The organism is Streptomyces sp. NPDC026522 (assembly GCF_055567555.1).
Genome location: NZ_JBVHQF010000009.1, coordinates 216,875 through 231,618, shown reverse-complemented (window position 1 = coordinate 231,618; position 14,744 = coordinate 216,875). Strand labels below are relative to the sequence as shown.

11 protein-coding genes are annotated in these 14,744 nt (G+C 73.5%); 7 read left to right on the top strand and 4 right to left on the bottom strand.

The features are described 5' to 3' along the window. Nucleotides 1–4 precede the first annotated feature (4 nt). Complete coding sequence (locus ACZ4M3_RS23990; RefSeq protein WP_467735800.1) at nt 5–1,006, top strand: asparaginase; 1,002 nt, start codon at nt 5–7, stop codon at nt 1,004–1,006. A gap of 63 nt (nt 1,007–1,069) precedes the next feature. Here ACZ4M3_RS23990 and meaB read toward each other — a convergent pair whose 3' ends face one another. The 3 genes from meaB to ACZ4M3_RS23975 are packed head-to-tail and all read right to left on the bottom strand — an operon-like array spanning nt 1,070 to nt 6,114. After that, nucleotides 1,070–2,056: a methylmalonyl Co-A mutase-associated GTPase MeaB gene (gene meaB, locus ACZ4M3_RS23985; RefSeq protein ID WP_467735798.1), complete on the bottom strand. Its 987-nt coding sequence runs from the start codon at nt 2,054–2,056 to the stop codon at nt 1,070–1,072. 9 nt (nt 2,057–2,065) lie between these two features. Then, nucleotides 2,066–4,258: a methylmalonyl-CoA mutase gene (gene scpA, locus ACZ4M3_RS23980; RefSeq protein ID WP_467735796.1), complete on the bottom strand. Its 2,193-nt coding sequence runs from the start codon at nt 4,256–4,258 to the stop codon at nt 2,066–2,068. Continuing rightward, nucleotides 4,255–6,114 (bottom strand): methylmalonyl-CoA mutase family protein, encoded by a 1,860-nt coding sequence (locus tag ACZ4M3_RS23975; protein ID WP_467735794.1) that lies wholly within the window; start codon nt 6,112–6,114, stop codon nt 4,255–4,257. Before ACZ4M3_RS23975 ends, scpA begins: the two co-directional genes overlap by 4 nt. Nucleotides 6,115–7,910: 1,796 nt before the next feature. Between ACZ4M3_RS23975 and ACZ4M3_RS23970 the strand changes: the two genes are divergently transcribed. Genes ACZ4M3_RS23970 through ACZ4M3_RS23945 form a run of 6 tightly spaced genes read left to right on the top strand, consistent with a single transcriptional unit; the run spans nt 7,911 to nt 13,666 of the window. Continuing rightward, nucleotides 7,911–8,858, top strand: coding sequence for a TauD/TfdA dioxygenase family protein (locus tag ACZ4M3_RS23970; protein WP_467735792.1), 948 nt, complete (start codon nt 7,911–7,913; stop codon nt 8,856–8,858). A gap of 45 nt (nt 8,859–8,903) precedes the next feature. Next, nucleotides 8,904–9,461 carry an NADPH-dependent FMN reductase gene (gene ssuE, locus ACZ4M3_RS23965; RefSeq protein ID WP_467735790.1) on the top strand — a complete coding sequence of 186 codons (558 nt, stop codon included), beginning with the start codon at nt 8,904–8,906 and terminating at the stop codon, nt 9,459–9,461. Nucleotides 9,462–9,499: 38 nt separating this feature from the next. Next, a complete protein-coding gene (locus tag ACZ4M3_RS23960; protein WP_467735788.1) occupies nt 9,500–10,540 on the top strand; it encodes an ABC transporter substrate-binding protein in 1,041 nt (346 codons plus the stop codon). A gap of 8 nt (nt 10,541–10,548) precedes the next feature. Continuing rightward, nucleotides 10,549–11,379, top strand: a complete 831-nt coding sequence (locus tag ACZ4M3_RS23955; RefSeq protein ID WP_467735786.1) for an ABC transporter ATP-binding protein — start codon at nt 10,549–10,551, stop codon at nt 11,377–11,379. Then, on the top strand, nt 11,376–12,296 hold the full coding sequence (locus ACZ4M3_RS23950) for an ABC transporter permease (RefSeq protein WP_467735784.1): 921 nt from the start codon (nt 11,376–11,378) through the stop codon (nt 12,294–12,296). The genes ACZ4M3_RS23955 and ACZ4M3_RS23950 overlap by 4 nt, the downstream gene beginning before the upstream one ends. Nucleotides 12,297–12,334: 38 nt before the next feature. Beyond that, nucleotides 12,335–13,666: an LLM class flavin-dependent oxidoreductase gene (locus tag ACZ4M3_RS23945; RefSeq protein WP_467735782.1), complete on the top strand. Its 1,332-nt coding sequence runs from the start codon at nt 12,335–12,337 to the stop codon at nt 13,664–13,666. A gap of 70 nt (nt 13,667–13,736) precedes the next feature. On the opposite strand, the gene ACZ4M3_RS23940 is transcribed toward ACZ4M3_RS23945, so the two are convergent. Continuing rightward, the gene (locus tag ACZ4M3_RS23940; protein WP_467735780.1) at nt 13,737–14,654 is read right to left on the bottom strand and encodes an NADP-dependent oxidoreductase; all 918 of its coding nucleotides are present in this window, start codon (nt 14,652–14,654) and stop codon (nt 13,737–13,739) included. Nucleotides 14,655–14,744: the final 90 nt, after the last annotated feature.

The following is a 14,744-nucleotide window of genomic DNA, read 5'->3' as shown; positions in this document are numbered from 1 at the left end:
AGGGATGGGACGCGTCGTCGTCATCAGCACCGGCGGAACGATAGCCAGCCGCTGGCAGGGTTCCGGGTTCGCCGCCGACGCCGACGGCAGCGAGGTGATCGCCACCGCGCCGCTGCCCGAGGGCGTCACCGTGGACGTCGTCGACCTGTTCAGCGTGAACAGCCCCCGGCTGACCACCGCCCACCAGCTCACCCTGCTGCGCACGGTCCACGAGGTGCTGGCCGACCCGGACGTGGACGGCATCGTCGTCACGCACGGCACCGATACCCTGGAGGAGTCGGCCTTCCTGCTCGACCTGCACCACCACGACCCGCGCACCGTGGTGTTCACCGGCTCGCAGCTGCCCATGGGCTCCGCCGACGGCGACGGCCCCGGCAACCTCTACGACGCGCTGCTGACCGCCGCCACCACGCGCGGACTCGGCGTGCTGATCGCCTTCGCCGGCCGGGTGCATGCCGCCCGCGGCACCGTGAAGACCCAGGCCGTGGCCCTGGACGCGTTCGCGGACCCCTCCAAGGAACTGCTCGGCAAGATCGGCTTCGGCAAGGTCACCGTGCTGCGCACCCCGCAGCGCCCGGCCCCGCTCGCCCTGCCCGCGATGCCCGAACTCCCGCCGCGCGTGGACATGGTCATGCATCACGCCGACGGGGACGCGACGCTGCTCAACGCCGCGGTGGAGGCGGGGGCCCGCGGGATCGTGCTGATCGGGACGGGCGCCGGCAACGCCACCCCGGAGATCGTCGACGCGGTCGCCGCCGCCGTCGCGCGCGGCGTACTCGTCGCGCTCACCACGCGGGTGGCCGCCGGCCCGGTCACCGAGATCTACACGCACGGCGGCGCGGTCGACCTGGTCGCCGCCGGAGCCGTGCCCACCGGCACCCTGCGGGCCGGCCAGGCCCGTATCGCGGTACTGTCCGCGCTGCTCGCCACCGACGACCCCGCCGAGCGGTCCCGGGTGCTCCGCGCGGCCCTGTCCTCGGGCGACCCGGTACTGGTCGGCGCCTGACCGCAGCGTTCGGGCGCGGCGCCGACCGCGGCGCCGCGCCCGACGGCGGGACCGGCAGGCCGCTCAGCTGCCGCCGAAGGCCGCGAGGATCCGGTCCGCCGCCAGGGTGGGGGTCAAGGAGCCCTCCCGGACCGCCGTTTCGAGACCGGGGGCGACGGCCCGTACCGCGGGATCGGCGCGGAGCCGCTCCAGCAGCTCCTCCCGCACCATGGACCACGTCCACTCCACCTGCTGCGCCGCCCGCTTGGCGGCGAGGCGGCCGCCCGCGTCCAGCAGCCGCCGGTGCTGCTCCAGCCGGTTCCACACCTCGTCCAGGCCCGCCGACTCGCGGGCGCTGCACGTCAGGACCGGCGGCGTCCACGCGGCGTCCGCAGGGTGCATCAGCCGCAGCGCGCCCGACAGTTCGCGCGCGGCCGCCTTCGCGTCGCGCTCGTGCGGGCCGTCCGCCTTGTTGACCGCCAGGACGTCCGCCAGTTCCAGGACGCCCTTCTTGATGCCCTGCAACTGGTCGCCGGTCCGGGCCAGCGACAGCAGCAGGAAGGAGTCGACCATCCCCGCCACCGTCGTCTCCGACTGGCCGACGCCGACGGTCTCGACGAGGACCACGTCGTAGCCCGCCGCTTCCATCACGATCATCGACTCGCGCGTCGCTTTGGCGACCCCGCCCAGCGTCCCCGCCGACGGCGAGGGCCTCACGAAGGCCGCCGGGTCGACGGCGAGCCGCTCCATCCGGGTCTTGTCGCCCAGGATCGAGCCGCCCGTCCGGGTGGACGAGGGATCGACGGCCAGCACCGCCACCCGGTGGCCCAGGCCCGTCAGCATCGTGCCGAACGCGTCGATGAACGTCGACTTGCCGACGCCAGGCACCCCGCTGATGCCGATCCGCCGGGCCCGCCCCGCGTGCGGCAGCAGCTCCGTCAACAACGCCTGTGCCAATGCCCGGTGGGCGGGCAGGGTGGACTCGACGAGCGTGATGGCGCGCGCGATGAACGCGCGCTTCCCGTCGAGCACCCCCTTGGCGTAGGCCTCGATGTCGATCTTCGAGGGCATCGGCCGCGCCTACAGCTCGTGACCGAGATCTGCGGCCAGCCGCGTCACCAGGTCGTGCGCCGCGTCCGGGATCACCGTGCCCGGCGGGAAGACCGCCGTCGCGCCCATCTCCAGCAGGGTCGGGACGTCCGCCGGCGGGATCACCCCGCCCACCACGATCATGATGTCCTCGCGGCCCTCCTCCGCCAACTGCTCGCGCAGCGCCGGTACGAGGGTCAGGTGACCGGCCGCCAGCGACGAGACGCCCACCACGTGGACGTCCGCCTCGACGGCCTGGCGGGCCACCTCCGCCGGGGTCTGGAACAGCGGACCGACGTCCACGTCGAAGCCCAGGTCGGCGAAGGCCGTCGCGATCACCTTCTGGCCGCGGTCGTGCCCGTCCTGGCCCATCTTCGCCACCAGGATGCGCGGACGGCGGCCCTCCGCCTCCTCGAACCGGTCGACGAGCGCACGCGTGCGCTCCACGGACGGGGACTCGCCTGCTTCGGTGCGGTACACACCCGAGATCGTACGGATCTGGCTCGCGTGCCGCCCGTACACCTTCTCCAGTGCGTCCGAGATCTCACCGACCGTCGCCTTGGCGCGCGCCGCGTCCACGGCCAGCGCGAGCAGGTTGCCCTCCCCGCTGCCGGCCGCGTTCGTCAGCGCCCGCAGGGTGTCCTGCGTACGCGCTTCGTCCCGCTCCTCGCGCAGCCGGCGCAGCTTCTCGATCTGCTGGCTGCGCACCGAGGAGTTGTCGACCTTGAGGACGTCGATCGCCTCGTCGTTCTCCACCCGGTACTTGTTCACGCCGATCACCGGCTGGCGCCCCGAGTCGATCCGCGCCTGCGTGCGCGCCGCGGCCTCCTCCACGCGCAGCTTCGGGATGCCGGCGTCGATGGCCTGCGCCATACCGCCGGCCGCCTCGACCTCCTGGATGTGCTGCCAGGCGCGCCGGGCGAGGTCGTAGGTGAGCTTCTCCACGTACGCGCTGCCGCCCCACGGGTCGATCGACCGGCAGGTCCCGGACTCCTGCTGGAGCAGCAGCTGGGTGTTGCGCGCGATCCGCGCCGAGAAGTCCGTGGGCAGGGCGAGCGCCTCGTCCAGGGCGTTGGTGTGCAGCGACTGCGTGTGCCCCTGGGTCGCGGCCATCGCCTCGACACAGGTGCGCGTCACGTTGTTGAAGACGTCCTGCGCGGTCAGCGACCAGCCGGAGGTCTGCGAATGGGTGCGCAGCGAAAGGGACTTGGCGTTCTTCGGGTCGAACTGCTTGACCAGCCGCGCCCACAGCAGGCGCGCGGCGCGCAGCTTCGCGACCTCCATGAAGAAGTTCATGCCGATCGCCCAGAAGAACGACAGGCGCGGCGCGAACGCGTCCACGTCCAGGCCCACCGCCTGCCCGGCGCGCAGGTACTCCACGCCGTCCGCCAGGGTGTACGCCAGCTCCAGGTCGGCCGTGGCCCCGGCTTCCTGGATGTGATAGCCGGAGATCGAGATGGAGTTGTACCTCGGCATGTTCTGCGAGGTGAAGGCGAAGATGTCCGAGATGATCCGCATCGAGGGCTTCGGTGGATAGATGTAGGTGTTGCGGACCATGAACTCTTTGAGGATGTCGTTCTGGATGGTCCCGGCGAGCTTGTCGGGGGAGACGCCCTGCTCCTCCGCCGCCACGATGTACAGCGCGAGGACCGGCAGCACCGCGCCGTTCATCGTCATCGACACCGTCATCTTGTCCAGCGGGATCCCGTCGAACAGCTGCCGCATGTCGTAGATCGAGTCGATCGCCACGCCCGCCATGCCGACATCGCCCGTCACCCGCGGGTGGTCGCTGTCGTAGCCGCGGTGCGTGGGCAGGTCGAAGGCGATCGACAGGCCCTTCTGGCCGGCCGCGAGGTTGCGCCGGTAGAAGGCGTTGGACTCCTCCGCCGTGGAGAAGCCCGCGTACTGCCGGATCGTCCAGGGCTGGTTGACGTACATCGTCGGGTACGGGCCGCGCAGGTACGGGGCCACGCCCGGGTACGTCCGCAGGAAGTCCAGGCCCTCCAGGTCGGCCCCGGTGTACAGCGGCTTCACGCCGATGCCCTCCGGGGTCTCCCACAGCAGGTCCGCGGCGGCCGTGCCGGTGGACTCCTTGACGGCGGCCCGCCACTGCTCCTCGGAACCGGCCGGGGCCGCCGCGGAGTTTAGCGGGAGGTCGGAGAAATCGGGGATCGCGGTGCTCAAGACGCCACCTTCATCCGGTCGAGTACGGAGGACAGTACGGCGACGGCGTCGCAGCCGGCGAAGACGTACTCGTCCACTGCGTCCTGGGCGGTGCCGGGCTTCCCGGCGAGGAACACCGTCGTCGCGCCCGCCGAGCGCAGTGCCTCGGCCACCGCCGCGGCCTGCTCCTCGTACAGGGCGTCGCTGGAGCACAGCACCGCCATGCCGTCCGCGCCGCTCGCCGCGTAGGCCGCGGCAGCCGTGCCCGGGTCCACGGACACCGGCTCGTGGACCGGCTCGACGCCGCCCGCCTGGAACAGGTTCGCGGCGAAGGTGGCGCGCGCGGTGTGCGCGGCCGCGGGGCCGAGCGCGGCGAGGAAGATCCTCGGCCGGGCGCCGGTCGCCGCCAGGTGCGCGTCGCTGCGGGCGCGCAGCGCCTCGTACGCCTCGTCGCGCCGCACGCGCGGCAGACCACCGGTCGGGCCCGCCGGGGCGGGCTCGCGGACGACCGGCTTCTCCGACAGGTGCGGGAACTCGCTGACGCCGGTGATGGGTTCGCGGCGCTTGGCCAGCTTCTTCGAGCGCTCGGCCCAGGTGGCGGCGAGCCGCTCGGCGACCAGGCCGGAGCGCAGGGCGGCCGCCTGGCCGCCCGCCTTCTCGACGGTCTGGAAGAACTCCCAGGCAGCGTGGGCGAGTTCGTCGGTGAGTTGCTCGACGTAGTAGGAGCCGCCGGCCGGGTCGATCACCCGCGCCAGGTACGACTCCTCCAGCAGGATCGTGGAGGTGTTGCGGGCGATCCGGCGCGCGAACGCGTCGGGCAGGCCCAGTTCGTGGTCGAAGGGCAGCACGGTGACGGCGTCCGCGCCGCCCACGCCCGCCGCCACGCAGGCGACGGTGGTGCGCAGCATGTTCACCCACGGGTCGCGCCGGGTCATCATCACCGGCGAGGTCACCGCGTGCTGGCGCTGCGGGCCCGCCTCCGGGGCCCCGCAGGCCTCGGCGACGCGGGCCCACAGGCGGCGCGCGGCGCGCAGCTTGGAGATCGTCAGGAACTGGTCGGCGGTCGCGGCGTAGCGGAACTCCAGCTGCCCGAGGGCCGCGTCGAGGCCCAGACCGGCCTCCATGAGGGCCCGCAGGTACGCCACGCCGGTGGCCAGCGACAGGCCCAGCTCCTCGGCGGCGCTGCCCCCGGCCTCGTGGTAGGGCAGGGCGTCCACCGTCAGGGCCCGTACGTGGGGCCAGCCGTCGGCCGTCTCGGCGGCGAGGGCGGCGGCTCCGGCGAGGTCCAGCCGTTCACCCGTACGGGCCTCGTGGCCGAGCGGGTCCGCGCCGAGGGAAGCCCGGGCGGCCTCGGGGGCCACCCCGCGCTCGGCGTACAGGGCCAGCAACGCGCGGGCGGCTTCGGCGTATCCGGCGCCGGCGTCGAGGGTGACGGGGGCGAGGTCGAGGTAGACCCCCTCCAGGGCGCGGCCGAGGCCGGCGACGGGGAAGCCGCCCGCGCCGACGGTGAGCCACAGGGAGGTGGTGCCGTTCTCCAGATCGGCCAGCGCGGCCTCGTTGACCCGCGCCGGATCGGTCCCGGCGATCCGCTGGCGCACGTCCCAGCCGGAGGCGGAGGTGCCTTCGGGCCGGCCGCCGCGTACGAAGGGGGCGAAGCCGGGGAAGCCGGTCGCGTCCTCGCCGGGGCGGGCGGTGTACAGCGGGCGGGTGCGGAGCCCGTCCTCGAGCGTCGTGGACAGCGCGTCTTCAGCTGCCTCGCCGGTGACTTCCTTGCCCGACTTGCGCAGTACGCCCTCAACCAGGCGCTGCCACTGCTCATGTGTCGCGTCAGGAAACTCGGCGGCCAGGGAGAGCCCGTCGTCAGGCAGGACCGTCATGGCTCGAATGCTAGGGGGGCCGCTCAATCGAGACCATAACCGCCGGATGTGATCTCGCACTCCCAGCTCAGCCCCCTGGCCGGGGCGCTTCGGTCCCCGGCGCCCGTTCGACGTGCCCCCGGCCGGGCGGCGGGGCGGCCGGGCTCCCGTGGGCGCCGGGGGAGCGTTGCCGGGCCGGGCCCCGGTGGGCTTTCGGCCTCGGCAGGCCGGGGGCGGCTTGGCGTGGCCGGTTGCTTCCGGCAGGGCTGGGCTGGGCGGAGCCGGGCGGTTCGGCGCCGGGTACGGCCGGACGCGCCGCCCGCCGAGTCGGCGGCGGTTCGGTTTCGCGGTGAGCGCCGGGCCGCCTCGTCAGGCGGCGCGAGGGCTCGGGCAGACCCCGGTGGGGGCGATCGGCGAAGTCCCGGCCCGACTCCCGGCCCGGCGGGCTGCTGCCGCGGGCGGCCGCGGCGTTGCCGGCCGGGCTGGCGGCCTTTCAGTCGTGTCGGCACCGGGCAGTCGGGCTGCACCGGGCAGGCCACATCCCGATGGAGGCTCGGGCGGAGCCCGGTGGCGGCTGGGCGGCATCCGGCCGGGACCGGACTGGTGGGGGTCGGGCGCGGGCTGGCCCTTTGTCCCTGCTGTGCGGTGGTGCGCGGAGCGCTCGTCCGGCCCGTCCGTCCGGCTGGTGACGGGGACGGTCGCGGCGTTGCCCGCCGGGCTGGCGGGCTTTCAGTCCCGGCGCGGCCGGGTTGGCGCGCAGCACCAGGCAGGCCCCGGTCGGGTGCGCGGCCTCGTCGGCTTGGCGGTGGGGGCGCGGGCGGAGTCTGGGGGGCTGGGCCGCACCCGGCTGGTGGCGGCCTGATGGGGGTCGGGCGCGGGCTGGCCTTCTGTCCCTGCTGTGCGGTGGTGCGCGGAGCGCTCGTCCGGCCCGTCCGGCCGGTTGGTGTGGGGGCCGTCGCGTGCGCGCCGGGCCGGCGGGCTTTCAGTCGCGTCGGGGCCGGGTCGTCGGGCCGCACCGGGTGGGCCCCGGCCCGTTGGAGGCTCGGGCGGAGCCCGGTGGAGGCTGGGTCGCATCCGGCGGTACCGGACCGGCGGGGGTCGGGCGCGGGCCTGCACTCTGTCCGGCTGAGCGGTGGCGCGCGGAGTGCCCGTCCGGTCCGGCCGGCCGGTCGGTGTCGGGGGCGGGCCGCGGCGTTGCCTGCCGGGCCGCACCCGGCCGGTGGCGGCCTGATGGGGGTCGGGCGCGGGGCCTGCGCTCCGTCCCGGTGGTGCGGTGGGTGCGGGGGAGCGGACCGGCGGCCCGTCCGGCCGGGTAGTGCCGGGGGCGGTCGGGGCGTTGTCCGCCGGGCCGCTGTTGGGCGGTGGCGGCCCGGTGGGCGGGCGCGTCGGTGCCGTGGCGGGGGCGTTGCAGAGGCGTGAAATCCGGCCACCGTTTTCGGCCGGTCCGGCTGCCTCCTGACGCCCTGCGGGGGCGGAGAACGCCCAGGTCAGCCCGCTGCGGGCAGCCTCGGGGCGGCCTGACCGCGGGCCGCCGCGCCGGGGTTGACCACCGGTCGGGCCGCTGTCACGCTCCGGGACATGTCCGCGACCGAGCACCTCGCCCCGCGGCTCCACACCCCCGGCGCCTGTACCGCGCCGGGCGAGTGTCAGGGCCGCTGTCCGGCCCCCCGCCACGCCTGAGCGCGCCGCACCACCCCGTACGGCCCCCCCGCCGCGCCTGAGCGCGCCGCGCCCCGCCGCGCCCGTCGCACACCCATGCCGCAACCCCGCCCCACACCCGCACCTTCCCCGTGCCGGTGTCACTTCAGGGAGCCCTCATGACCACCGCCACTGACACCCTTACCGTCACCAAGATCGGCGGCCGCATCGGTGCCCGCATCGACGGCGTCCGCCTCGGCGGCGACCTCGATGCCACCACCGTCGCCGGCATCCGCGCCGCGCTCCTCGCCCACAAGGTCGTCTTCTTCCCCGGCCAGGACCACCTCGACGAGGCCGGCCACGAAGCCTTCGCCCAACTGCTCGGCACCCCTGTCGCGCACCCCACCGTCCCCTCCGCCGACGGCCGTTACGCCCTCGGCATCGACTCCCACCACGGCGCCCGCGCCAACCAGTGGCACACCGACGTCACCTTCGTGCCCGCCTATCCCGCCTTCTCCATCCTCCGCGCCGTCACCATCCCCCCGTACGGCGGCGACACCCTCTGGGCCAACACCGCCACCGCCTACGCCCGCCTCCCCGAGCCGCTCCGCGCCCTCGCCGACGGCCTGCGTGCCGTCCACTCCAACGAGTACGACTACGCGGCCCTGCGCCCCGAAGCCCTGCCCGCGGCGCTCGCCCAGTACCGCGAGGTGTTCACCTCCACGAAGTTCCTCACCGAGCACCCGGTCGTCCGCGTCCACCCCGAGACCGGCGAACACACCCTGCTCCTCGGCAACTTCGTCCAGCGGATCAGCGGCCTCACCGGCCGTGACTCGCGCCTCCTGCTCGACCTCTTCCAGGCGCACATCGAGAGCCCCGAGAACACCGTCCGCCACCGCTGGCAGGCCGGCGACGTCGCGATCTGGGACAACCGCGCCACCCAGCACTACGGAGTCGACGACTCCGACGACCACGAGCGCACCCTGCGCCGCGTCACCGTCGACGGCGACGTCCCGGTCGGCCCCGACGGGCTCCCGTCCCGCCTGATCAGCCCGGAGAGCGTGCCCGACCCCGCCTTCGGCATCGCCTCCGGTGCCTCCGCCGCCACGGACACCGCCACGGCCTGACCGTCAGCCGCTCCCGCCCCCGACCCGCCGCACCAGGAGAGCCCCGTGCCCAGACTGCTCGCCCTCACCGGCAGCCCCTCCGCCCACTCCCGTACCGCCGTGGTCGCCGACCACGTCCTGCGCCGCCTGACCCACGCCGGTTTCGAGACGGCGCACCTCGCCCTGCGCGAGCTGCCCGCCGCCGACCTCCTCGCCGCCCGCCGCGGCGAGCCGGAGCTCCGCCGCGCCCTGGAGGCCGTGGCCGAGGCGGACGGCCTGGTCATCGCGACCCCGGTCTACAAGGCCTCGTACACCGGCCTGCTCAAGGCCTTCCTCGACCTGCTCCCGCAGGACGGCCTCGCCGGCAAGACCGTCCTGCCGCTCGCCACCGGCGGCAGCCTCGCCCACGTCCTGACCATCGACTACGCCCTGCGCCCGGTCCTCGCGGCGCTCGGCGCCCGCCACGTCACCGCCGGCCGGTTCGTCCTGGACGCCGCCGTCGAACGCGGGGCCGGTCCCGACCGGCTGCGCCCGGAGGCGGAGCTGGACCTCTTCCAGGCCGTCGACGAGTTCGCCGAGGCCCTGCGCGCCGCCGATACCGCCGCCCTCGCCCCCGCCCCGTAACCGTCCACCCTCCACAGCTCCCGCGACAAGGACCCGCCATGCCCGCAGCCTTCACCCCGACCCCCACCTCCCGGCGCCAGTTCCTCACCCTGCTCGGCATCTCGGCGGCCGCGGTGAGCTGCGGCACGGCCACCGCCACCGACCGCTCCGGCGGCCGGGGCAAGCAGGTCACGACCCTCAAGTACCAGGGCGCGGTCGGCTCGGTCACCCTCCCCGAGCTGGCCGCCGACCTCGGCTACCTCGGCGGCCTCACCCTCGAATGGGTCGGCAACACCATCAGCGGCCCGCAGGACATCCAGTCCGCCGCCACCGGCCAGACCCACTTCGGCGGAGCCTTCAACGGTGCCATCGTCAAGCTGGCCGCCAGCAAGGCCCAGATCCAGGCCGTCGTCTCCTACTACGGCTCCGACCAGGACACGTACCTCGGCTACTACGTCCTGGAGGACAGCCCGATCCGCTCCGCCCGCGACCTGATCGGCAAGAAGGTCGGCATGAACACCCTGGGCGCCCACGCCCAGGCCCTCCTCGACATCTACCTGGAGCGCAACGGCCTCTCCAAGGCGGACGGGAGCAAGGTCGAATCCCTCGTCGTCCCGCCCGTCAACACGGAACAGGCCCTCAGACAGAAGCAGATCGAGGTGGGCGTGCTCAGCGGCGTCCTGCGCGACAAGGCCCTGGCGACCGGCGGGATCCGTCCGCTGTTCAAGGACTTCGAGCTGCTGGGCGCGTTCAGCGCCGGCTCGTACGTGATGACGCGGCGCTTCATCAAGGAGAACCCGGACACCGTCCGGACCTTCACCACCGGAGTGGGCAAGGCCATCGAGTGGTCGCGCACCACCCCGCGCGAGGAGGTCATCGCCCGGATGACGGAGATCATCAAGAAGCGCGGCCGCAACGAGGACACCTCCACCCTCCAGTACTGGCGCTCGTACGGGGTCGCCGAGACCGGCGGGCGGATCGCCGACAAGGAGTTCCAGCTCTGGCTGGACTGGCTCGGCGGGCGCGGCGAGATCAAGAAGGGCCAGTTGAAGCCGGGCGACCTCTACACCAACGAGTTCAACGCGCAGGGGAAGGGCTGACGGCCGCCATGGCGAAGATCGTGTTCGAGTCCGTGTCGAAGGCCTTTCCCACCAAGGACAAGAAGAACAGGAAGAACAAGGAGGAGTTCACCGCCCTCGACGGCATCGACCTGGAGATCGAGGCGGGCGAGTTCCTCGTGGTCGTCGGCCCCAGCGGCTGCGGCAAATCCACCCTCCTGGACCTGCTCGGCGGCCTGACCCGGCCCACCAGCGGCCGGATCCTGCTGGACGGCGAACCCGTCACCGGCCCCGGGCTCGACCGGGGCATCGTCTTCCAGCAGTACGCTCTGCTGCCCTGGCGGACCGCCCTCGGCAACGTCGAATTCGGCCTGGAGGCGCGGGGCGTCCCGCGCCGGGAACGAAAGGACCGGGCCCGGGAGTTCCTGGACCTCGTCGGACTGACCGGGTTCGAGGACCGGCATCCCCACGAGCTGTCCGGCGGCATGCGCCAGCGCGTCGCGATCGCCCGCTCGCTCGCCTACGACCCGGACGTACTGCTGATGGACGAGCCGTTCGCCGCCCTCGACGCCCAGACCCGCGAATCGCTCCAGGACGAGCTGCGGCGCATCTGGCAGCGCACCGGAAAGACGGTCGTGTTCATCACCCACGGCATCGAAGAGGCCGTGTACCTGGGCCAGCGGGTCGCCGTCATCACCTCCCGCCCCGGCCGCGTCAAGGCCGTCGTCCCGGTGTCGTTCGGCGACCGCGGCGCCGGCGCTACGGGGGAGGACCTGCGCTCCAGCCCGGAGTTCGCCCGCTACCGCCACGAGATCTGGACGCTGCTCCACGACGAAGTGGCCCGCGCCCAGCAACTGGAGAAGGAGGAGGCCACCGTATGAGCACCGGAACCGACACCGCACCGCACACCGCGGCGCTCGCCGTGCCGCCCGCCGCCACCACGGCGGCCGAGGCGCTACGAAGTCCCGCGCCGCCCGGGGCCCCGGCCCGCCGGACGGCCCGCCGGACGGACCGCGCGGCAGCCCTCGGCGCGTCGGCGCTGCGCCGGCTGGGCACCGCGCTGCTGCGCTCGGCGGCGGTCATCGCCCTGCTCGCCGTCTGGGAGACGGCGCCACGGCTCGGCCTGGTCGACGCCACCTTCCTGCCCCCGGTCAGCGAGGTGGCCCGCGCCTGGTGGGAGCTGCTCGGCGACGGACAGCTCGCCGAACACACCCGGGCCAGCCTCACCCGCTCGTTCGGCGGCTTCGCCATCGCGGTCCTCGTCGCCGTCCCGCTCGGCCTGCTGATCGGCTGGTACCGGCCGGTCGCCGTACTGCTCGGGCCGCTCCTGGAGGTGTTCCGCAATACCGCGGCGCTCGCGCTGCTGCCGGTCTTCGTCCTGCTGCTGGGCATCGGGGAGACGTCCAAGATCTCGATCGTCGTCTACGCCTGCGTCTGGCCGGTCCTGCTCAACACCATCAGCGCGGTGGGCAACGCGGACCCGACGCTGGTGAAACTGGCCCGCTCGATGGACCTGTCCACTCCGCGGCTCTTCCAGAAGGTGATCCTGCCCGCCTCCGTCCCGGCGGTCTTCACCGGCATCCGGCTGGCGGGCGCGGTGTCGATCCTGGTCCTCGTCGCCGCCGAGATGATCGGCGCCAAGGCGGGGCTGGGCTATCTGATCAACGCCTCGCAGTTCAACTTCGCCATCCCCCAGATGTACGCGGGCATCGTGACGATCTCCGCGATCGGTGTGGCCTTCAACCAGCTCCTCGTCACCGTCGAACGCCGCCTCAGCCTCTGGCGCGTCCCCGCCTGACCCGCGCACCCGCCCGTACCCACCCCGAGGAACAGACCATGACCGCACCGCGGACCCTCCACCTCAACGCCTTCCTGATGAACGCCGGGCACCACGACGCCGCCTGGCGGCACCCCGACAGCAGCCCCGAACGCGTCACCGACCTGCGGTACTTCCAGGAACTGGCCCGTACCGCCGAGCGCGGCCGGCTGGACTCGATCTTCTTCGCCGACGGTCTCGCGCTGTGGGGCAAGGCCCGCTACAACGCCCTCGGCGGCTTCGAGCCGCTCACCCTGCTCTCCGCCATCGCGGCCGTCACCGAGCACATCGGGCTGATCGCCACCGTCTCGACCACCTTCAACGAGCCCTTCCACACCGCCCGCAAGTTCGCCTCCCTCGACCACATCAGCAACGGCCGGGCCGGCTGGAACATCGTCACCTCCGGCACCGTGGACGAGGCCCGCAACTTCAACCGGGACGAGCACCTCGAACACCGCCTGCGGTACGAGCGCGCCCGCGAGTTCCTCGACGTCGCCACCAAGCTCTGGGACAGCTGGGAGGACGACGCGATCGTCCTCGACAAGGAGCGCGGCATCTACGCCGACACCGGCAAACTGCACCCCGCCGCCCACCGGGGCGAGCACTTCGGCGTGGCCGGTCCGCTCAACGTGCCGCGTTCCCCGCAGGGCCACCCCCTCCTCGTGCAGGCCGGCTCCTCCGAGGACGGCAAGGAGTTCGCCGCCCAGTACGCCGAGGCGGTCTTCACCGCGCAGCAGACCCTCGCCGACGGCCAGACCTTCTACAAGGACCTCAAGTCCCGCCTCGCGAAGTACGGCCGCGCCGAGAGCGACCTGCTGGTCCTGCCCGGCATCGCGCCCGTCATCGGTTCCACCGAGGCCGAGGCCAAGGCCCTGGAGCAGCAGCTCACCGACCTCCAGGTGCCCGAGTACGGCCTCGCGCAGCTCTCCGGCATGCTCGGCACGGACCTCACCGGCCTGCCCCTCGACGGCCCGCTGCCCGAGCTCCCCGAGGAAAGCGACATCAACGGCAACAAGAGCCGGTTCACCCTGGTCGCCGAACTCGCCCGGCGCGACGGCCTCACCCTGCGCCAGCTGATCGCCCGCCTCGGCGCCGGGCGCGGCCACCGGGTCTTCGCCGGCACCCCGGAGCAGATCGCCGACCAGCTGGAGGAGTGGTTCACCCGGGGCGCCGCCGACGGCTTCAACATCATGGCGCCCGTGCTGCCCACCGGTCTGACCGACTTCGTCGACCACGTGGTGCCGCTCCTCCAGCGCCGCGGGCTGTTCCGCACCGAGTACACGGGCCGCACGCTGCGCGAGAACTACGGCCTGGCCCGCCCGGTGAACCGCTACGTCAAGGAGTCCGCCTGAGCCGCCCCGCCGGCCACGGTCCCGCACGCCGCCGGAGCGCTCGGCTCCGGCGGCGCGGGACCGTCAGTGCTCAGACGGTGAGGACGATCTTGCCCCGGATCCGGCCGGTCGCGCTCAGCTCCCACGCCTTGGCCGCCTCTTCGAGCGGCAGGGCGTGCGCCACGTTCACCGTCAGCTTCCCGGCGTCGGCCAAGTCGGCCAGGAAGGCCAGATCGGCGCTGTCGGGCCGGGTCCACGGGCGGTGCGCGCCCTTGGCCGCGCCGTCCGGGTCGACCAGGGAGGCCACCCGGTCGCGCTGCTTGACCAGCGGCTGGAGGAGCTCGATGCCGTCGCCGAAGAAGTCCAGGCCCGCGTCGATGCCCTCGGGCGCCAGTGCCCGGATCCGGTCCGCGACCCCGTCGCCGTAGAGCACGGGCTCGGCGCCGAGCGAGCGCAGGTAGTCGTGGTTGTGCGCACCGGCCGTGCCGATGACGCGCAGACCGAGCGCCACCGCGATCTGCACGCCGAAGGAGCCGGTGCCGCCCGCCGCGGAGTGGATGACGACGGTCTCGCCCGCCGTCACCCCGACCCGGGTCAGCGACTGGTAGGCGCTGAGGCCGGCCAGCGGGATGCCCGCCGCCTCTTCGAAGCTCAGGCTGCGCGGCTTGCGGGAGATGGTCCGGACCGGGGCGGAGACCAGCTCCGCGTACGTGCCCAGCTCCACCCACTCCTTGCGGACGTACCCGTACACCTCGTCGCCGACGGCGTAGTCGAAGGTGTCGTCGCCGACGGCCTCCACCACACCCGCGACGTCCCAGCCGGGTACGACGGGGAAGCGCACTTCGAGCGTCGAGTCGAGGAAACCGGCGGCGAGCTTCCAGTCCACCGGGTTCACGCCGGCGGCCCTGACCCGGACGAGGACCTCACTGGGGCCGACCCGGGGGTGCGGTACGTCAACCAGCGAGAGTTCTGCGGGACTTCCGTACGCGTTGTATGTGATTGCCTTCATGGACGTTCCAACGGAGCCGGACGGAGCCTATTTCCGGCAGCCCCACTTCGGTCTGTTTCCGGTCTGTTTTCGGCTGGATCCCGGTGTTCC

Coding starts and splice junctions, on each gene's coding strand:
- ACZ4M3_RS23940 (WP_467735780.1), bottom strand. CDS start 14,654: ATGAAGGCAATCACATACAACGCGTACGGAAGTCCCGCAGAACTCTCG.
- ACZ4M3_RS23960 (WP_467735788.1), top strand. CDS start 9,500: ATGCCCGCAGCCTTCACCCCGACCCCCACCTCCCGGCGCCAGTTCCTC.
- ACZ4M3_RS23970 (WP_467735792.1), top strand. CDS start 7,911: ATGACCACCGCCACTGACACCCTTACCGTCACCAAGATCGGCGGCCGC.
- meaB (WP_467735798.1), bottom strand. CDS start 2,056: ATGCCCTCGAAGATCGACATCGAGGCCTACGCCAAGGGGGTGCTCGAC.
- ACZ4M3_RS23975 (WP_467735794.1), bottom strand. CDS start 6,114: ATGACGGTCCTGCCTGACGACGGGCTCTCCCTGGCCGCCGAGTTTCCT.
- ACZ4M3_RS23950 (WP_467735784.1), top strand. CDS start 11,376: ATGAGCACCGGAACCGACACCGCACCGCACACCGCGGCGCTCGCCGTG.
- ACZ4M3_RS23955 (WP_467735786.1), top strand. CDS start 10,549: ATGGCGAAGATCGTGTTCGAGTCCGTGTCGAAGGCCTTTCCCACCAAG.
- ACZ4M3_RS23990 (WP_467735800.1), top strand. CDS start 5: ATGGGACGCGTCGTCGTCATCAGCACCGGCGGAACGATAGCCAGCCGC.
- ACZ4M3_RS23945 (WP_467735782.1), top strand. CDS start 12,335: ATGACCGCACCGCGGACCCTCCACCTCAACGCCTTCCTGATGAACGCC.